At 77.0% G+C, this 18,515-nt stretch carries 17 protein-coding genes; 10 read left to right on the top strand and 7 right to left on the bottom strand.

Translation table 11 applies throughout. The features are described from left to right. Together VER05_RS10600 and mtrA are read right to left on the bottom strand one after the other, a co-directional pair. Window positions 1-830, bottom strand: an 830-nt coding sequence (locus VER05_RS10600; protein WP_324845319.1) for a methyl-accepting chemotaxis protein, incomplete at its 3' end; no start/stop codon positions are given. Beyond that, window positions 827-1,510 carry an MtrAB system response regulator MtrA gene (gene mtrA, locus VER05_RS10605; protein ID WP_324845320.1) on the bottom strand — a complete coding sequence of 228 codons (684 nt, stop codon included), beginning with the start codon at window positions 1,508-1,510 and terminating at the stop codon, window positions 827-829. The genes mtrA and VER05_RS10600, both read right to left, overlap by 4 nt. Before the next feature lie 171 nt (window positions 1,511-1,681). Here mtrA and VER05_RS10610 point away from each other — a divergent pair, with 171 nt between their 5' ends. The 7 genes from VER05_RS10610 (at window position 1,682) to VER05_RS10640 (ending at window position 9,945) form a co-directional block, all read left to right on the top strand. After that, the gene (locus tag VER05_RS10610; protein ID WP_324845321.1) at window positions 1,682-3,103 is read left to right on the top strand and encodes a hypothetical protein; all 1,422 of its coding nucleotides are present in this window, start codon (window positions 1,682-1,684) and stop codon (window positions 3,101-3,103) included. Next, the gene (locus tag VER05_RS10615) at window positions 3,100-3,738 is read left to right on the top strand and encodes a DUF4129 domain-containing protein (RefSeq protein WP_324845322.1); all 639 of its coding nucleotides are present in this window, start codon (window positions 3,100-3,102) and stop codon (window positions 3,736-3,738) included. Before VER05_RS10610 ends, VER05_RS10615 begins: the two co-directional genes overlap by 4 nt. After that, window positions 3,735-4,973, top strand: coding sequence for a DUF4350 domain-containing protein (locus tag VER05_RS10620; RefSeq protein WP_324845323.1), 1,239 nt, complete (start codon window positions 3,735-3,737; stop codon window positions 4,971-4,973). Before VER05_RS10615 ends, VER05_RS10620 begins: the two co-directional genes overlap by 4 nt. Continuing rightward, on the top strand, window positions 4,970-6,136 hold the full coding sequence (locus VER05_RS10625) for a MoxR family ATPase (protein ID WP_324845324.1): 1,167 nt from the start codon (window positions 4,970-4,972) through the stop codon (window positions 6,134-6,136). The genes VER05_RS10620 and VER05_RS10625 overlap by 4 nt, the downstream gene beginning before the upstream one ends. A 10-nt stretch (window positions 6,137-6,146) precedes the next feature. Continuing rightward, window positions 6,147-7,439 carry a DUF58 domain-containing protein gene (locus VER05_RS10630; RefSeq protein WP_324845325.1) on the top strand — a complete coding sequence of 431 codons (1,293 nt, stop codon included), beginning with the start codon at window positions 6,147-6,149 and terminating at the stop codon, window positions 7,437-7,439. Between the two features lie 158 nt (window positions 7,440-7,597). Next, window positions 7,598-8,815 (top strand): winged helix DNA-binding domain-containing protein, encoded by a 1,218-nt coding sequence (locus VER05_RS10635; RefSeq protein ID WP_324845326.1) that lies wholly within the window; start codon window positions 7,598-7,600, stop codon window positions 8,813-8,815. A gap of 140 nt (window positions 8,816-8,955) precedes the next feature. After that, complete coding sequence (locus tag VER05_RS10640) at window positions 8,956-9,945, top strand: malate dehydrogenase (protein ID WP_324845327.1); 990 nt, start codon at window positions 8,956-8,958, stop codon at window positions 9,943-9,945. Between the two features lie 40 nt (window positions 9,946-9,985). Here the strand turns inward: VER05_RS10640 and VER05_RS10645 are convergent, their stop codons facing one another. Beyond that, entirely contained in the window at window positions 9,986-11,875 is a 1,890-nt protein-coding gene (locus VER05_RS10645; RefSeq protein ID WP_324845328.1) for an ABC transporter ATP-binding protein, read from the bottom strand. 71 nt (window positions 11,876-11,946) lie between these two features. Between VER05_RS10645 and VER05_RS10650 the strand changes: the two genes are divergently transcribed. Further along, a complete protein-coding gene (locus VER05_RS10650; RefSeq protein ID WP_324845329.1) occupies window positions 11,947-12,429 on the top strand; it encodes a MarR family transcriptional regulator in 483 nt (160 codons plus the stop codon). An 11-nt stretch (window positions 12,430-12,440) separates the two neighbouring features. On the opposite strand, the gene gdhA is transcribed toward VER05_RS10650, so the two are convergent. Together gdhA and VER05_RS10660 are read right to left on the bottom strand one after the other, a co-directional pair. Then, window positions 12,441-13,781: an NADP-specific glutamate dehydrogenase gene (gene gdhA, locus VER05_RS10655; RefSeq protein ID WP_324845351.1), complete on the bottom strand. Its 1,341-nt coding sequence runs from the start codon at window positions 13,779-13,781 to the stop codon at window positions 12,441-12,443. A 93-nt stretch (window positions 13,782-13,874) separates the two neighbouring features. Continuing rightward, window positions 13,875-14,699, bottom strand: a complete 825-nt coding sequence (locus VER05_RS10660; RefSeq protein ID WP_324845330.1) for an RDD family protein — start codon at window positions 14,697-14,699, stop codon at window positions 13,875-13,877. 72 nt (window positions 14,700-14,771) lie between these two features. On the opposite strand from VER05_RS10660, the gene VER05_RS10665 reads away from it, so the two are divergent. Further along, window positions 14,772-15,761 (top strand): stage II sporulation protein M, encoded by a 990-nt coding sequence (locus VER05_RS10665; protein ID WP_324845331.1) that lies wholly within the window; start codon window positions 14,772-14,774, stop codon window positions 15,759-15,761. Here the strand turns inward: VER05_RS10665 and VER05_RS10670 are convergent. Further along, window positions 15,737-16,504, bottom strand: a complete 768-nt coding sequence (locus tag VER05_RS10670) for a hypothetical protein (protein ID WP_324845332.1) — start codon at window positions 16,502-16,504, stop codon at window positions 15,737-15,739. The two genes, VER05_RS10665 and VER05_RS10670, sit on opposite strands and share 25 nt — an antisense overlap. Window positions 16,505-16,593: 89 nt before the next feature. Between VER05_RS10670 and VER05_RS10675 the strand changes: the two genes are divergently transcribed. Further along, window positions 16,594-17,157, top strand: a complete 564-nt coding sequence (locus VER05_RS10675) for a hypothetical protein (RefSeq protein WP_324845333.1) — start codon at window positions 16,594-16,596, stop codon at window positions 17,155-17,157. On the opposite strand, the gene VER05_RS10680 is transcribed toward VER05_RS10675, so the two are convergent. Further along, window positions 17,147-18,391, bottom strand: a complete 1,245-nt coding sequence (locus VER05_RS10680) for an acyltransferase family protein (protein ID WP_324845334.1) — start codon at window positions 18,389-18,391, stop codon at window positions 17,147-17,149. The two genes, VER05_RS10675 and VER05_RS10680, sit on opposite strands and share 11 nt — an antisense overlap. Window positions 18,392-18,515 lie beyond the last annotated feature (124 nt).

Raw genomic sequence — 18,515 nt, forward strand, 5'->3', positions numbered from 1 at the left:
GCCATCTCGTCCTCGCCGCGCACCGGCATCCGCTCGGTGAGGCTGCCGTCGGCGATCCGCTCCGCGACGTGCGCGGCCTGCCGCACCGGGCGGACGACCTGCCGGGTCACGAGCCAGGTCATCGACACGAGCAGCACGACGAGGGCCACGGCGCCGATACCGAGGACGCTCTGCAGGAACTCCAGCCGGTCCTGCTCCGCCTGCAGCGAGTACAGGAAGTACAGCTCGTAGGACCCGGCCGCGGGCACGGTGACGAGCTGCCCGACCATCACGCCGGGCTCCACCCGGCCGGTGTCCGTGGACGAGGCGGGCCACGCGACCGACTCCCAGCGCTGCCCCTCGCCCTCGGCGGTGGCGGTGCGCAGCGGCTCCGACACCAGGCCGACGAGCGTCGACTCGGTCACCGCGCTGGTGACCAGGATCGGCTGCTGCTGGCCCCGGGTGCGCAGGATGAACACCTCGCGCTCCCCCGACCCGCCGGAGCGCAGCGCGCGCACCATGTCGTTGAGCAGGAGCTGGACCTCCGGCGCGGTGGTCGCCGTCGAGGCGTCGAACGTCTCCTGCGCCTGGGCCGCGCTGCGGGCGGACTCGGCGAGCACCTGGTCCACCCGCTGGGTGAACAGCCCGTCCCGCACGCTGACCGACAGGTAGCCGCCCAGGAGCGCGAGCGCGAGCAGCCCGGCCACCAGGGTCAGCGTGAGGACGCGGGCCTGCAGCGACCCGCGCCAGGCGCGGGCGAGGCGGCGCGCGCGGGCCCCGGCGCGCACCGTGGCGAGCCGCCACGCGCGCGCCGCCCGCGCGGTGACGCCGCCGCGGGAGGTGCCGGTCACGGGGGCGTCGCGCCCGCCTTGTAGCCGACGCCGCGCACCGTCACGACGATCTCGGGACGCTCGGGGTCGGCCTCGATCTTGGACCGGAGGCGCTGGACGTGGACGTTGACCAGCCGGGTGTCGGCGGCGTGCCGGTAGCCCCACACGCGCTCGAGCAGCACCTCGCGGGTGAACACCTGCCACGGCTTGCGCGCGAGCGCGACCAGCAGGTCGAACTCCAGCGGGGTCAGGGAGATCGGCGCGCCGTCCCGCGTCACCCGGTGCCCGGTCACGTCGATCGACAGGTCGCCGATGCGCAGGTGCTCCGGGGCGGGCTCGTCGCTGCGGCGCAGCCGCGCCCGCACGCGCGCGATCAGCTCCTTGGGCTTGAACGGCTTGGCGATGTAGTCGTCCGCGCCGGACTCCAGCCCGAGCACCACGTCGACCGTGTCGGCCTTGGCGGTCAGCATGACGATCGGCACGCCCGACTCCGCCCGGATCAGCCGGCACACCTCGGTGCCGTCCTTGCCCGGCAGCATGAGGTCGAGCAGCACGAGGTCCGGCTGCGAGGACCGGAAGGTCTCCAGTGCCTCGTCCCCGTCCGCGCAGAAGACCGGCTCGAACCCCTCGGAACGCAGGACGATGCCGATCATCTCGGACAGGGCGGTGTCGTCGTCGACCACGAGAACGCGTCCCTTCATCTGCCCATGATCGCATCACGGCGGCCCGGACCGGGCCCCCACCGCCGCGGGACGTCCGGACGGAGCAGCGGCCCGCGCGCGGACCTGACGTGGCACGATGGCCGTCAGCCGCGCCCGGCGCCCCGCAGGGGTGCTCCCGGCGCACCCCGCCGCGACCCCCCGAGGAGCACGATGAGCACGCCTCACGACGAGGGACGCCCCGAGGACGCGCCGCAGCAGGCCGCCGACCCCCGCCCCGCGCCGCGGTACGGGCAGTACGCCGCGGGCTGGCAGGCGCCGGCGGACCCGGCGGCCGGCGGGCAGCCCGCGAACCCGTGGGGCGACGCGGGCACCCACCCGGGCGGCGGCCGTCCGGGTGACGCGCCGGGGCAGCAGGGGCGGCCCGGCCCCGCCGCGCCGGTCCCGCCGGGGTACGGGCAGCAACCGGGCTACGGGCAGCAGCCCGGGTACCCGACCGCGCCGGGCCAGGCGCCGGGTCAGCCGCCCGCGCCGGGCTACGGGCAGCAGCCGGGCTACGGGCAGCAGCCCGGGTACCCGACCGCCCCGGGCTACCCGGCCGCGCCCGGCTACGGCCAGCAGGGCTACGGCCAGCAGCCCGGCGCCACGCCCTCCGGCTGGGGCGCGACCCCCTACCAGCCGGCGGCCGCGCAGCCCGGGATCATCCCGCTGCGCCCGCTGAGCATCTGGGAGATCTTCGACGGCGCGTTCCGCGCGATCCGGCACAACCCCGCGACGATGTTCGGCCTCACCGCCGTGGTCGTCGCGGTCGCCACGGCGATCGGCGCGCTGGTCCAGTGGTACCTCGCGGGCATCTTCGCCGGCGCGGTCAACGACCTGTTCACCAGCGGCGCCGGCCTCACCACCGCCGACACCGAGCTGCTCGGCGACAGCTTCGGCACCTCGCTCGCGAGCGTCGCGAGCATCCCGCTCACGGCGCTGGCCACCACGATCCTCACCGGCCTGCTCATCCTGTCGGTGAGCCGCTCGGTGATCGGCCAGCGGATCTCGGCCCGCGAGGTGGTGCGCGGCCAGGGCAAGCGGATCGTCTGGGTGATCGGCTTCAGCCTGCTGCTCGGCCTGGCGACGTCGGTCGCCGTGGCGGCGCTGGTCGGCCTCGTGGTCCTGGTCGGCTCGACCTCGGACAGCGTGGGCCTCACGGTGCTGGTCGGCCTGCTGGCCGCGGCCGCCGCGGTGGTCGGCGGGTTCTGGATCACCATCCGCACCCTGCTCGCGCCCGCCGCGATCATGCTCGAGGGCGGCGGCTTCTGGGCCTCCGTGGCCCGCGCCTGGCGGCTGACCCGCGGCAGCTTCTGGCGGCTGCTCGGCCTCTACCTGCTGGTGACGATCCTGGTCGGGATCATCGCCCAGATCGTCGTCGTGCCGGTCACGCTGATCTCGCAGATCGTCCTGAACGACCCCCTGATGACCAGCGGGCCGTCGATCGCGCTCACCGCGATCGGCACCGCGATCGCCACCACCATCACCACGGTCTTCATGGCCGGCGTCATCGCGCTCGCCTACATCGACGTCCGGATGCGCCGCGAGGGCCTGGACGTCGAGCTGGCCCGGGCCGCGGAGGGCGCCGGCCGGTGACCGTGCCCGTCGTCCCGGACGCCGAGCAGGCGCGCCGCTGGCTCGAGCAGGAGCTCGCCGACCCCGTGTACCACCAGCAGCCGAGCCTGCTGCAGCGGTTCCTGGACTGGCTCGGCCGGCTGTTCGAGGGCGCCGACGGCCTGCCGATCGGCAACGTCGGCACGCTCCTGGCGATCCTCGTCGGGCTGGCCGTGCTCGTGACCGTGGCGTTCCTGGTGACCGGGCCGGTGCGCCGCAGCCGGCGGGTCGCCGGGAACCGCGGCGTGCTGGACGCGGACGACCGCCGGACCGCGGACGAGCTCCGGGCCGCCGCCGACGCCGCCGCCGGGCGCGGCGACTGGGCCGCCGCCGTCGCCGACCGGTTCCGCGCGGTCGTGCGGTCGCTCGAGGAGCGCGCCGTGCTCGAGGAGCAGCCGGGCCGTACCGCGCACGAGGCGGTCGAGGCCGCCGGGCTGCGGCTGCCGGCCCACGCGGTGGACCTGCGCGCGGCGGGGCGGCTGTTCGACGACGTCGTCTACGGCGAGCGCACCCCGCGGGCGGAGGACGACGCGGCCCTGCGCGAGCTCGACGCCCGCGTGACCGCGACCCGCCCGACCCTGCCCGCCGGGCTCGCCGCCGCGGGGGTGGACGCGTGACCGCCCCGGCGACGACCCGCGCGCCCGCGCCGCCCGTCGCCGGCGACGTCGTCCTCGGCGACGGCACGACCGCCCGCACCCGGGCGGGCGCCCGCTGGCGCCGGGTGCGCTGGCTCGTGGTCGTCGCGGTCGTGCTCGGGATCGGCGTGCTCGCCGCGCTGCTGCCCGCCCCGACCCGCTCGGCCACGGCGCTCGCCCCGGACAACCCGCGGCCGAACGGCGCGATGGCGCTCGCCGAGGTGCTGCGCGACCAGGGCGTCCGGATCACCTACGTGCGCTCCGCCGGCGCGGCGGTCGACGCCGCGGAGGCGGGCCGGACCCTGCTCGTCACCTCCGACTGGCTGCTGTCCGGCGAGCAGGTCGAGGCGCTGGCGGGCACCGCCGCGGACCTGGTGCTGCTCGACCCGTCGTACCTGCTCGACCGCGTGGTCCCGGGCCTCACCACCGGCTGGTCCGGCGGCACGGAGCCGGCGTCCGTCGCCGCGTCCTGCGAGGACCCCGACGCCGCGGCCGCCGGCACCATCTCCGCGACCGGCGCGGGCGTCACCCCGCTCGGCGAGGCCGCCCCGGCCGGGACCGCGCTGTGCTTCCCGGTGCCGGGCAGCTCGCCGCAGGCCTACCTGTACGCCGACTCCGAGGCCGACGGCCGCCGGGTCACCGTCCTCGGCGACGCGGGCCTGCTCACGAACGCCCGGGTCACCGACGCGGGCAACGCCGCGCTCGCGCTGCGCGCGCTCGGCCGGGACGCCGAGCTGGTCTGGTACGTGCCGTCCGCGAGCGACCTCGGCGCCGACGAGGGCGCGGCCGGGCCCGGCCTGGGCGACCTGCTCCCGCCGGCCGCGCGGGTGCTGCTGATCCAGGCGCTCGTCGTCGTGGCCGCGCTCGCGCTGTGGCGGGGTCGCCGGCTGGGCCGGGTGGTCGCCGAGCGGCTGCCCGTCGTGGTCCGCCCCGCCGAGACCACCCGCGGCCGCGCCCGGCTCTACCGGACGTCCCGGTCGTACGGGCACGCCGCGGCCTCGCTGCGGGCCGGCACCGCCGCGCGGCTCGCCCGCCGGCTCGGCGTGCCGCGCTCGGCCGCGGCCCCCGACGTCGTCACCGCCGTCGCCCGGGCCGCCGCCCGGGACGAGGCCGACGTGCGCGACCTGCTGTACGGACCACCCCCCACGTCAGACGCGGGCCTGGAGCACCTGGCCCGCCGGCTCGACCAGCTCGAGAGCGAGGTTCACCCCACGTGACCGACCACCCCGCCCCGAACCCGTGGCCGCAGGGCGGCACGCCCGCCGGGTACCCCGCGCCGCAGCCCACCGGGCCGGAGCAGCCCGGCCCGCAGCAGCCGACCCCGCAGCAGCCGTGGGAGGCGCAGCAGCCCGCGTGGGCCCAGCAGCCGGGGCCCGCCGCGCCCGCCGCCCCGCCCGCGCCCGCCGCGACCCCCGCCGCCCCCGAGCCCTCCCCCGAGCTCCGCGAGGCGCTCGGCGCCGTCCGCGCCGAGGTCGGCCGCGCCGTCGTCGGCCAGGACGCCGCCGTGACCGGCCTGGTGATCGCGCTGCTGTGCCGCGGCCACGTGCTGCTCGAGGGCGTGCCCGGCGTCGCCAAGACGCTGCTCGTCCGGACGCTGTCGACCGCGCTGGACCTCGACACCAAGCGGGTGCAGTTCACGCCGGACCTCATGCCCGGCGACGTCACCGGCTCGCTGGTCTACGACGCGCGCACGGCCGAGTTCTCGTTCCGCGAGGGCCCGGTGTTCACCAACCTCATGCTCGCCGACGAGATCAACCGCACGCCGCCCAAGACCCAGGCGTCGCTGCTCGAGGCCATGGAGGAGCGCCAGGTGTCGGTCGACGGCACCCCGCGCCCGCTGCCGTCGCCGTTCGTCGTCATCGCGACGCAGAACCCCGTCGAGTACGAGGGCACCTACCCGCTGCCCGAGGCGCAGCTCGACCGGTTCCTGCTCAAGCTGACCCTCCCGCTGCCCGAGCGGCACGAGGAGATCGAGGTCCTGGCCCGGCACGCCGCGGGCTTCGACCCGCGCGACCTCGTCAAGGCCGGCGTGCGCCCGGTCGCCGGCAAGGACGTGCTGGAGCGCGCCCGCGCCGAGGTCGCCCGGGTGCAGGTGGCGCCCGAGGTGCTCGGCTACGTGGTCGACGTGGTGCGCGGCACCCGGCAGTCGCCGTCGCTGTCCCTCGGCGTCTCCCCCCGCGGCGCCACCGCGCTGCTGGCGACGGCGCGGGCCTGGGCCTGGCTGCAGGGCCGGTCGTACGTGACCCCGGACGACGTGAAGGCGCTGGCGCACCCGACGCTGCGGCACCGCGTGCAGCTGCGCGCCGAGGCCGAGCTCGAGGGCGTGACCGCGGAGTCGGTGCTCGACACCGTGCTGGCGTCCGTCCCGGTCCCCCGCTGAGGCGCCCGGCGTGGCGATCACCTGGCGCGCGGTCGCGCTGACCGCGGTCGGCGCGGTGCCGGCGGTGCTCTGGCCCGTGCCCGGCACGGTGCTGGCCTGGGCGGCGCTGGTGGTGCTGCTGTGCGCCGTCGACGTCGCCCTCGCCGCGTCCCCGCGCGCCGTGGCGATCCGCCGCGAGGTCACCGGGGCGGTCCGGCTGCACGAGCCCGCACGGTCCCGGCTGACCCTCACGCACACCGGCGCCCGCCGGCTGCGCGCGGTCGTCCGGGACGCGTGGCAGCCGTCGGCGGGAGCCGAGCAGAACCGGCACCGGGTCGACCTGCCGCCCGGGGAGTCGCGCCGCGTCGACACCCCCCTGCGCCCCAGCCGCCGCGGCGACCTGCGCGCCGACCGGGTCACCATCCGGTCCGCCGGCCCGCTCGGGCTCGCGGCCCGGCAGGCGTCGATCGACGTGCCCGGCACCCAGCGGGTGCTGCCCGAGTTCGCGTCCCGCCGGCACCTGCCCAGCCGGCTCGCCCGGCTCCGCGAGATGGACGGCCGCGCCGCGGTCCAGGTCCGCGGCCAGGGCACGGAGTTCGACTCGCTGCGCGAGTACGTGATCGGCGACGACGTGCGGTCGATCGACTGGCGGGCCAGCGCGCGGCGCAACGACGTCGTGGTCCGCACCTGGCGCCCGGAGCGGGACCGGCGGGTGCTGATCGTGCTCGACACCTCGCGCACCAGCGCCGCGCGCACCGGCGAGGAGCCGCGGCTGGAGCCGTCCGTCGAGGCGGCCCTGCTGCTCGCCGCGCTCGCGTCGCGGGCGGGCGACCGGGTGGAGCTGCTCGCCTACGACCGGGCCGTGCGCGCGCGGGTGGCGGGCGCGTCCGGGCCGCGCCTGATGCCGGCGATCGCCGACGCCCTGGCGGACGTGGAGCCGTCGCTCGTCGAGGCCGACTGGCCGGGCGTCGTCGCGCAGGTGCAGGAGCGGCTGTCCCAGCGGGCGCTGGTCGTGCTGCTCTCGGCGCTGGAGCCCGCGGCGGTCGAGAACGGGCTGCTCCGGGTGGTCGACCAGCTCGCGTCCCGGCACCAGGTGGTGCTCGCGTCGGTGCGGGACCCCGAGGTCGAGCGGCTCCGGACCGGGCGGGAGGACGTCGCCGCCCTGTTCGACGCGGCGGCGGCCGAGCGGACCGAGCTCGAGCGCCTGGCGGTCGCGCAGCGGCTGCGCAGCCACGGGGTCGAGGTGGTGGACGCGCTGCCGGACGACCTGGCCCCGCGCCTCGCGGACGCGTACCTGGCGCTCAAGGCCGCGGGCCGGCTGTAGGCCGGCAGGCCCGGCCGCCCCTCCCGGCGACCGGGCCCGCGTGCGCCTGCCCACCCGACACTGGAACGTTGTGACGGACACGCCGGCGGCGTGTCCGTCACAACGTTCCACCGCCAGAAGAGCCCGACGTGTCGGACCGCGCGCGTAGCGTCGGCACCGTGACGGGCGACGGGGACCTCGCGGGCGGCGGCACGATCACCACGCGCGGGCTGGGGCGCGCCCTGCTCGCGCGGCAGCACCTGCTCGACCGGACGGACGCCCCGGCGGTCGACGTCGTGCGGCACCTGGTCGCGCTGCAGTCCCAGAACCCGTCGTCGGCCTACCTCGCCCTGCACGCCCGGGTCGCCGGCCTCGCGCACGCGGACCTGGCCGACGCGATGACGGACCGCCGCGTCGCGCGCCTCGCCCTGCTCCGGGACACCGTGCACCTGGTCACCGCCGACGACGCGCTGGCGCTCTGGCCGCTGCTCGCGCCGACCCTGCGCCGGCACCTCACCGCGAACGTCTCCGCCGCGCCGACGCTGCGGCAGGTCGACCTCGACGACCTCCGGGCGGCGGCGCTCGACGCGCTGGCGGACGGCCCGCTGACCGCGCGGGACCTCGGGGCGCGCCTGGCCGCGACCTGGCCCGGGCTCGACCCCGGGTCGCTCGCGCAGGGCGCGCGCGGGCTGCTGCCGCTGGTGCAGGTCACCCCGCGCGGGGTGTGGGGGCGGAGCATGCCGACGACCTGGACGACGGCGTGGGCGTGGTTCGGGGTCGACGCGCCCGCCGGCGACCCGGGCGGCGGTGCTCCCGACGACGACCGCGACGCCGCCCTCGCCGCCCTGGTCCGCCGCTACCTCGCCGCGTACGGGCCCGCGACCGTCGCCGACGTGCAGCGGTGGTCCGGCCTGACCCGGCTCGCCCCCGTCGTCGCCCGGCTGCGGCCCGAGCTCTTCGAGCTGGTGCACGTCGACCCGCCGTCGGGCCGGCCCCGGGTCCTGCTCGACCTGCCCGGCGCCCCGCGGCCGCCCGAGGACGCCCGCGCGCCCGCCCGGCTGCTGCCCGACTTCGACAACCTCCTGCTGGGCCACGACGACCGCAGCCGGGTGATCCCGCCGGCGATCCGCCCGGCGCTCGCCAGCCGCAACGGCATGCCGCCGGGCACGGTGCTGCTCGACGGCGCGGTGGCGGGGTCCTGGACCCTGCGGCGCGAGCGGCTCCCCCGGCCCGCGGGCGCCCCACGCGGCCGCCGCGAGCGCGCGACGCTCACCGTCACCCCGCTGCGGCCGTGGCGCCCGGCGGAGCGGCGGGCGGTGCTGCCGGAGGCCGAGCGGCTGGCGCGGTTCGTCGCCGACGACGCCGCCGAGCACGCGGTCGCGGTCGCGGAGGCCTGACCGGGCGCCGGCGCCCCCGACACGGCGCGCACCGCCCTTGAACTGCGCCGGGACGCCGCCTACCGTCGGGGGCGGATCGTTGCCGCTGACGCTCCTGACGCCGACGCCCCGACCCGACGCCGACCCACCAGGAGTCCTCCGTGCCCCGTCCCGCCGTCACGCTCACGCTGTCCGGCGCCGCCGGCCAGATCGGCTACTCGCTGCTGTTCCGCGTCGCGAGCGGCGAGCTGCTCGGCCCGGACACCCCGGTCCGGGTGCGGATGCTCGAACGGCCCGACGCGCTGCAGGCGGCGCACGGCGTCGCGCTGGAGCTGCAGGACGTCGCCTCGCCGCTGCTGGTCGACGTGGACGTCACCGCCGACCCGCGCGCCGCGTTCGACGGCGCGGACATCGCGATCCTGGTCGGCGCGCAGCCGCGGACGGCGGGCATGGAGCGGGCCGACCTGCTGCAGGCCAACGCCGGCATCTTCCGGGCGCAGGGCGCGGCGATCAACGCCGGCGCGGCCGACGGCATCCGCGTGCTGGTCATCGGCAACCCGGCGAACACCAACGCGATGATCACCGCGGCGCACGCGCCCGACGTGCCGCGGGACCGGTTCACCGCGCTGACCCGCCTGGACCACAACCGGGCCCTCGCCCAGCTCGCGCTGCGGGCCGGCGTCAGCCCGGGGCAGATCACCCGGGTCACGGTGTGGGGCAACCACTCGCGCACCCAGTACCCCGACCTGCGGCACGCGCGGATCGCCGGCCGCCCCGCGCTGGAGGTCGTCGACCGCGCCTGGGCCGAGGGCCCGTTCATCGACACCGTCGCCCAGCGCGGCGCCGCGATCATCGCCGCCCGCGGCGGGTCGTCGGTCGCGTCGACGGTCAGCGCGATCATCGACCACGGCCACCTGCGCCGCGGGGGCACCCCGGCCGGCGACTGGACGTCGGCCGGCCGGGTGTCGGACGGGTCGTACGGCGTGCCCGAGGGGCTGGTCTGCTCGTTCCCGGTGACCGCCGCCGACGACGGGGTCTGGCGGATCGTGCCGGACCTGGAGATCGACGCGTTCTCCCGCGCGCGGATCGACGCGTCGGTGGCGGAGCTCGCCGAGGAGCGGGACGCGGTGCGGCACCTCGGCCTGATCTGAGCCCCGCGGGACCCCCGCAGGGCCGGCCCGCTCAGCCCGCTCAGCCCGCCGCGGGCGCGTACTGCGTCTCGTACAGCTCCGCGTACAGCCCGCCCGCCGCCAGCAGCTCGGCGTGCGTGCCCTGCTCGGCGACCCGCCCGCCGTCGAGCACCACGATCGAGTCGGCCTCGCGGATCGTCGACAGCCGGTGCGCGATCACGAGCGCCGTGCGCCCGACCAGCGCCTCCGCGAGCGCCCGCTGCACCGCGGCCTCGGACTCCGAGTCGAGGTGGGCGGTCGCCTCGTCCAGCACCACGATCGGCGGCGCCTTGAGCAGCAGCCGCGCGATGGCCAGCCGCTGCCGCTCGCCGCCGCTGAGCCGGTAGCCGCGGTCCCCCACGACGGTGTCGACGCCGTCGGGCAGCCGGGACACCAGGTCCCCGATCTGCGCCCGGCGCAGCGCCTGCTCCAGGTCGGCGTCGGACGCGCCCGGCCGCGCGTACAGCAGGTTGGCGCGGATGGTGTCGTGGAACAGGTGGGCGTCCTGGGACACGATCCCGATGGCGTCCCGCAGGCTGTCCTGCGTGACCTCGCGGACGTCCTGGCCCGCGACCCGGACGGTGCCGGCCGTGACGTCGTACAGCCGCGCGACCAGCGCGGAGATCGTGGTCTTGCCGGCGCCCGACGGCCCGACCAGCGCGACCAGGTGGCCGTGCGGCACCGTGAACGACACGTGCTCCAGCGTGGTGCCGGGCACCTCGCTCTGCAGCCGGGCGACCGACTCCAGGGACGCGAGCGACACCTCGGACGCGGCGGGGTACCGGAACGACACGTCGTCCAGCTCGACGCTCGCGGTGCTCGCGAGGTCGGCGGGCAGCGGCCGCGCGTCCGGCGCGTCCGCGACCGTCGGCTCGAGGTCGAGCACCTCGATGACCCGCTCGAAGGACACCAGCGTCGTCATGACGTCGACCTGGACGTTCGACAGCGACGTGATGGGTCCGTACAGCCGGGTCAGGTACGACGTCAGCGCGACGACCACGCCCACGGTCAGCGAGCCCTGGATGGCGAGCACGCCGCCCAGGCCGTAGACGATCGCGACCGCGACCGCCGCGATCAGCGTCAGCCCGATCCGGAACACCGCGGCGTACATCGCCGACGTGATGCCGATGTCCCGCACCCGGGAGGCGCGCGCCGCGAACTCCGCGGTCTCGTCCTCCGGGCGTCCGTAGAGCTTGACCAGCTGGGCGCCGGCGACGTTGAACCGCTCGGTCATGGTCTGGCCCATGGCGGCGTTCAGCGTGTACGACTCCTGCGTCACGCCGGCCAGCCGCCGGCCCATCGCGCGGACGGGCAGCACGAACGCCGGCAGCAGCACCAGGGACAGCAGGGTGATCTGCCAGGACAGCGACAGCATCGCGGCGATCACCAGCACCACGGTCAGGACGTTGGACACGACGTTCGACAGCGTCGACGTGAACGCCTGCTGCGCGCCCAGCACGTCGCCGTTCAGCCGCTGCACCAGCGCGCCGGTCTGCGTCCGGGAGAAGAACGCCAGCGGCATCCGCTGGACGTGGTCGAACACCTGCGTGCGCAGGTCGAGGATCAGGCCCTCGCCGATCCGCGCGGAGAACCAGCGGGACGCCAGCGTCAGGCCGGCGGACACGACCGCGAGCAGCGCGACGACGCCGGCGAGCCCGAGCACCAGCCCGGTGCGGCCCTGCGCGATGCCGTGGTCGATGATCTGCCGGAAGATCAGCGGGGTGACCGCGCCGATCGCGGCGTCGAGCGCGACGACGACGAGGAAGACGGTGAGCAGCCCGCGGTAGGGGCGGGCGAAGGCGAGGATGCGCCGCAGCACGTCGCGGGTGATGCGACGCCGGGCGACGGACGGGTCGAGGCGGAACGACCGGTACATGGCCGGGCTGCCGCCCCCTCCTCCGTGCATGGACATGGGGCCTCCAGGGGGACGATTCCGATAGAGAGGGTACCTCTCTATGTGCGGAACTCGCTATCCTGGGGCGCATGACGCCCGTCACCCCGGCCCCCGCGCACCACCACCCCGCCCCGGGCAACCCCGGCGACGAGCTGTTCTGGCTGCTCCGCCGGGCGCTGCACACCATGCGGCGGGACGTGCGCGAGCGCGTCGACCTGACCCCGTCCCGGCACCGGCTGCTGCGCGTCGTCGCGCGCGAGGAGCCGCAGCGGCAGACCGCGCTCGCCGCGGCGCTCGACGTGGTGCCGCGGTCGATCACGTCGCTGGTCGACGACCTGGAGCGGGCCGGGCTGGTCGAGCGGCGGCCCGACCCGACCGACCGGCGCGCGACCCTCGTCGCGGCGACGGACGAGGGCCGCGCCGTGCTCGCGGAGGCGGACCGGGAGCGTCGGCGGCACGCGGAGGAGCTGCTCGGGCGGTTGGACCCGGCCGAGCAGGGCGAGCTGCTGCGCCTCCTGCACCGCCTGGTGGACGACCCGGACGGCGCCCCGGCGGAGTGCGCCCGGGACTGACCCGCGGGCGGTCAGACGACGCCGAGGGCCAGCATCGCGTCCGCGACCTTGAGGAAGCCGGCCACGTTCGCGCCCAGCACGTAGTCCCCGGGGGCGCCGTACTCGTCCGCCGTGGCAGCGCACCGGTCGTGGATGTCCCGCATGATCGTCGCGAGCCGCTGCTCGGTGTACTCGAAGGACCAGGAGTCCCGGCTCGCGTTCTGCTGCATCTCCAGCGCGGAGGTCGCCACGCCGCCGGCGTTGGCCGCCTTGCCCGGGCCGAACAGCACGCCGGCCTCGCGCAGCACGGCGACGGCCTCGGGGGTCGTCGGCATGTTCGCGCCCTCCGCCACCGCCACCAGGCCGGAGTCGACCAGCGCGCGGGCGTCGTCCCCGTCGAGCTCGTTCTGCGTCGCGCACGGCAGCGCCACCGTCGCGCCGACCTCCCAGACCCGCCGGCCCGGCACGTAGCGCGCCGAGCCGCCGCGCCGCTCCGCGTAGTCGGCCAGCGACCCGCGCTCGACCGTCTTCACCTGCTGCAGCAGCGGCAGGTCGAGGCCCTTGTCGTCGACGACGTACCCGCGCGAGTCCGAGCACGCGACGACGTCCGCGCCGAGCTGCTGCGCCTTCTCGATCGCGTAGAGCGCCACGTTCCCCGAGCCCGAGACCACGACGCGCTGGCCGTCGAGCGACCGGTTCGCCGCGCGGAGCATCTCCTGCGCGAACAGCACGGCGCCGTACCCGGTGGCCTCGGTGCGGACGAGCGAGCCGCCCCAGGTCACGCCCTTGCCGGTGAGCACGCCCGACTCGTACCGGCCGGTCATGCGCTTGTACTGGCCGAACAGGTAGCCGATCTCCCGGCCGCCGACGCCGATGTCCCCGGCGGGCACGTCCACGTACTCGCCGATGTGCCGGGCCAGCTCCGTCATGAACGACTGGCAGAACCGCATGACCTCGCCGTCCGAGCGCCCGCGCGGGTCGAAGTCCGACCCGCCCTTGCCGCCGCCGATGGGCATGCCGGTCAGCGAGTTCTTGAAGATCTGCTCGAAGCCGAGGAACTTCACGATGCCGAGGTTCACCGACGGGTGGAACCGCAGGCCGCCCTTCGACGGGCCGAGGGTGGTGCTGAACTGCACCCGGAACCCGCGGTTGATCTGCACCCGGCCGGCGTCGTCGACCCACGGCACCCGGAACACGATCTGCCGCTCGGGCTCGCACAGCCGCTCCAGCACGGCCGCGTCGACGTACCGCGGGTGCCGGTCGAGCACGGGCCCGAGGCTGCCGAACACCTCCCGCACCGCCTGGTGGAACTCGGGCTCCCCCGGGTTCCGCGCCAGCACCTGGTCGAGCACCGCTCCGAGCTGGTCCTGCACGTGCCTCACCCCGTCATGTCCGCGCCGGCTGCTCCCGGCAGCGCCACCGTACGAGGCGCGCGGACGCCGTCGCCAGGGCGTCCACGACGTGGCTCAGCGGGCGGGGTCGGGCACGCCGTGCGGCAGCCGGTGCAGCGTCACGGCCTCGGTCGCGGAGCGCTGCGCGGCGCGCGTGGCCGCGTCGTACTCGCGGTCCCGGCGGGTGGCGAGCACGGCGGCGAGGAACGCCTCCGGGTGGGTGCCGGCCGGCGGCCCGGGCGCGACGTACCGGGCCACTTCGCCCGCCAGCTGCTGCCCGAGCGCGTACCGCGAGCCGGGGTGCAGCCGCGGCGCCCGGCCGAGGAACTGCCGGACCGCCAGCGCGAGGCCGTCCGGCAGCCGCGCGACGTCGGCCTGCTGCGCCCACGCCGCGAGGAACGGCGGCATGACGAGGACCGCCCGCGTCTCCGTGCGGCCGCGCACCCGGACGGCGTAGGTGCCGGCCAGGATGTCGCCGAGCCGCTTGCCCTGCGGGTTGACCAGCGAGGTGATGAGCGCGACCGAGCCGAGGGTCAGCCACAGCTCGAGGATGCCCACCAGCGCGCGGACGAACGCCTGCCGGAACCGGATCGGGCCGCCGTCGTCGCGCACCACCCGGATGCCGACCGCGAGCTTGCCCAGCGACCGGCCGCGGGTCAGCGTGTCCACCGTCGTCGGGATGACGACCAGCACCGTCACCATCACCACGACGAACGTGATCTGCAGGACGTCCTGGCTCGGTGACACGACCACGAACCGGGTGAGCAGCCAGGCCACGGCGATCGCCACCACGCCCAGCGCGATCAGGTCGATCACCGCGCCGGCCAGCCGGCTGGCGAACGACGTCGGCCGCGCGTCCAGCAGCACGCCCTCGCCGATGACGATGCCCTCGTCCTGCACGCCCCACCTCCGCCGACGTCCCGCCCCAGGTCACCCGGTCGGGACCGGGCCTCGTGTGGCAGGGTATCGGGCGTGGACCTGGACGCCTTCTCCGCCGTGCGCGAGCCCTCCTGGGCGCGCCTGGACGAGCTGTCCCGGCGGCGCGGCCTCGACGGCGCCGAGGCGGACGAGCTCGTCCGGCTCTACCAGGCCGCCGCGACCGACCTGTCGACCATCCGGTCCTCCGCCCCCGACCCGGACGCGGTCGCCCGGCTGTCCCAGCTGCTGGCCCGCGCGCGGTCCCGGATCGCCGGGACGCACGAGCCCGCCTGGCGGGACGTCCGCCGGTTCGTGGTGCTGTCGCTCCCCGCGGCGCTGTACCGGATCCGGTGGTGGACGGTCGGCGTGATGGTCGCGTGCCTCGCGGTCGCGACCGTCGCCGGCTGGTGGGTCGCGACCAACCCCGACGCGCTCGCCGCCATGGGCACGCCGAGCGAGCGGCAGCAGTACGTCGACGAGGCGTTCGCCTCCTACTACGACCCCGGGGCCGGGTTCGCCGCCGTGGTGTGGACGAACAACGCCTGGGTGGCGGCGCTCTGCGTCGCCCTCGGCATCTCCGGGATCGGCACGCTCTACGTGCTCGCGAACAACGCCGTGAACGTCGGCGCGACCGGCGGGATGATGGCCGCGCACGACAGCCTGGGCATCTTCTTCCAGCTCATCACGCCGCACGGCCTGCTGGAGCTGACCTCGATCTTCGTCGCCGGCGCGGCGGGCCTGCGGCTGTTCTGGGCCTGGATCGACCCGCAGGGCCGGCCGCGGTCGCGCGCGCTGGCCGAGGAGGGCCGCGCCCTCATCACGATCGTCATCGGCCTCGCGGGCGCCCTGCTGCTGTCCGGCGTCGTCGAGGGCTTCGTCACCGGGTCGACGCTGCCGTGGTGGCTGAAGATCGTCATCGGCGCGATCGCCCTGGCCGCGTTCTGGACCTACACGATCGTGCTCGGCCGCCGCGCCGTGGCCGAGGGCGAGACCGGCGACCTCGAGGAGGACGCCGCGGGCTACGCGGTCGCGATCGCGGCCTGAGCCGCGGCGGGGGCGCCGGCGCGCGGGTCCCGGCCCGGGCGCAGCGCGCCCAGCCACAGCGACGCCGCGCCGAGCGGCGTGCTCGCCACCTCCGCGAACCCGAGCGCCCGCAGGTCCGCGACCTGCCCGGGGTCGACGGTCGCCGCCAGCACGTCCCGGCCCGCGGCGCGCTGCTCGGCGGCGACCGGCGCGAGCAGGTCGGCGAGCAGCGCCGCCCGCTCCCCCGCGTCCGCCCGGCCGTCGTCGGCGAGCAGCACGAGCACCCGCTCCGCGCCCGACTCCCGCACCAGGGCGAGCGTGCGGGCGGTGGCGTCGGCGATCGCGCGCAGCGGGGCGCGGGCGGGCTCGGGGCGCGGGTCGGGCCGGACACCGAGCTCGCGGGTGACGACGCGCTGGAGGTCGGCGCCGAGGCGGTCGGCGTCGGGCGGGAGCCAGACGGCGACGGCGGCGACCTCGGCGGCGTCCTCGGCGGCGACCTCGGCGAGCCACACCTCGCCGTGCTCCATCGCGCCCAGGCTCAGCATGAGCCGGGTGGCCGGACCGGCCTGCTCGGGGTCCGGGCCGGGGTCGGGCTCGCCGTCGCCGTCCAGGTCGACGAACGGCCGGTGCGCGGCGATCATCCGGGCCAGCGGGTTGACGTCGAGCAGCCCCGCGCGGCGGACGCGCCACGGCCGGCGGGCGCCGCCGTCCTCGGCGGGGGTGGGCAGGGCGGTGATCCGGCGTCGGGTCGGCTCGTGCAGCACGCGCCCAGCCCAGCACCCGGACCTGGGAGCCGGCTGACAGCCGGCGCGTCGCGCTCAGGTCGTCGCTCCGCCCTGCCGATGTCCCCGGAGTGTTCCGACGAGCCATCGACGCCTTCATCCGTGAGCGGGCGACCCACCGGGTCCGGCTCCAGGGCCCGCCGACGTACTCGGGGCAGCTGGACCAGGACGTGCTGGTGCCCCGGGACCGCGCGGGCCGCCCCGGCTACGTCGTCCGGACGGGCGGGCCGTCGCACGACATCCGGCGGCGCAGCACGCAGGGCGCCCGCTCCGACTTCGCGGTCGCCGCGGGACCGCGCACCATCGTCATCAGCACCTGCGTGGGGCGCGCACCACGCCTCGGGTCGCCCGCCGAGATCGCCGCGCGCGCCGAGGCCCACCTCGGCGGCGACCACGGCTGCCACGTCCTGAGCGCGCCGGCACCGACCTTCTTCGCCGGGGTACCCGCGGTCAGCCTGGAGGTCGGCGTCCCCGCCGCCGACGGGGTGGGGTACCGGGGACTCTCCCGCGACTGGCACTTCCAGCGCGAGGGGTGGGCCTTCGTCGCCGGCTGGGTGCACGCGACGAGCGACCCGCCCGAGTGCCGGGAGACCGCGGAGCGCATCCTCGCGTCGTGGCGCTGGCTCACGCCGTGATCCGCGCCCGGCGGGGCAGCGCGCGCTCGGCGGCCCGGCTCAGGACGACCAGCCCCGCCAGCACGACCCCCGCCGCCCCGAGGTAGGTCGCGCGCGTCGCCCACCAGTCCCACGTCCACGGCTCCGGCAGCGCCTCCCCCGCGCCGAGCAGCACGACCCCGGACACCGCGAACATCGCCGTCAGGTGCCAGAGGTAGAGCCCCATCGACCGCGCGCCGGCCCAGCGCACCAGCCGCGACCCCGCGGCCCACCGCGCCACCGCGTCCCGGACCAGCAGCGCCGCCGCGACCTGCGCCACCGCGAAGCCCACCACCGGGGCGGTCGGCGGGGCCAGGTTGGAGATCGCGTCGCCGGGCATGCCGATCAGCGACCGCGGGTACGGCCCGACCACGAGCAGCAGGACGGTCACCGCGAGCCCGCCGAGGGCGAGCAGCGCCAGCGCGGTGCGCTCCGGGACGAGGTCGCGCGCGGCGACCTCCTCGGGCGCGGCGAGCCGCCGGGCGGCGTAGACCAGGCCGCCCAGGTAGGGCACCGCCCAGACGAGGAGCACGTTCGGGGCGCCGGGCAGCGCCACCTCGTCGGAGAACCGCAGCAGGTCCACGACCACCGGCAGCGCCGCCGCGACGACGAGCACGCGGGCGGCGCCCCAGCGGCGCAGCGCGCGCAGCAGGACCGGGGTCAGCGCGAGCAGCCCGATCTGCACGCCGAGGAACCACAGGGGCTGCGGCACGATCCGCGCCACCCGGTCGACGGCGGCCGACGGGACGCCGAGCCACGGCAGCGCCGCGAGCAGCAGGGCCCACACCCCGGCGAACACGGCCACGGGGCGCGCCATGCGCAGCAGCCGGACGCCCGCGAACCGCCAGCCGGGCTCGCCGGGGTGCCGGTCGAAGTCGTACCGCGCGGCGGCGCCGGCGGCGAAGAACAGCAGCGGCAGCGGCTGGAGCCAGGTCAGCAGCCACGCGCCGCCGTGCGCGAGGGCGTTGCCGACGGCCAGGGTCTCGCCGTCCCAGGTCGCCTCGACCATGAGCCAGTGCAGGGCGACGACGAGCAGGATGCCGACGGCGCGGACGCCGTCGACGAACGGGTCGCGGCGGGGACGGGACGGCGCCGGGGCGGCGGGGGCCGGGGCGGTGGGTACCGGGCCGGTGCGGGCCGGGCGCGCCGGCACGGGGCCGGCGGCGAGCGCGAGGGTGTTGGCCTCGCGGGACGGTGCGGGCAGGACGGTCGACATGGCGGCGCTCCCCGGGGCACCGCGCGGTCCTCCCGCGCGGGTGCCCGGCGATCGGGCACGGCACCAGCCTGTCGAGCGGAACCGCAGGTCAGAAGGGGTGCATCCCCCGTCCTGCGCGGCGGTT

The organism is Cellulomonas sp. (assembly GCF_035634735.1).
In the GTDB taxonomy this organism is placed as follows: Bacteria; Actinomycetota; Actinomycetes; order Actinomycetales; family Cellulomonadaceae; genus Cellulomonas.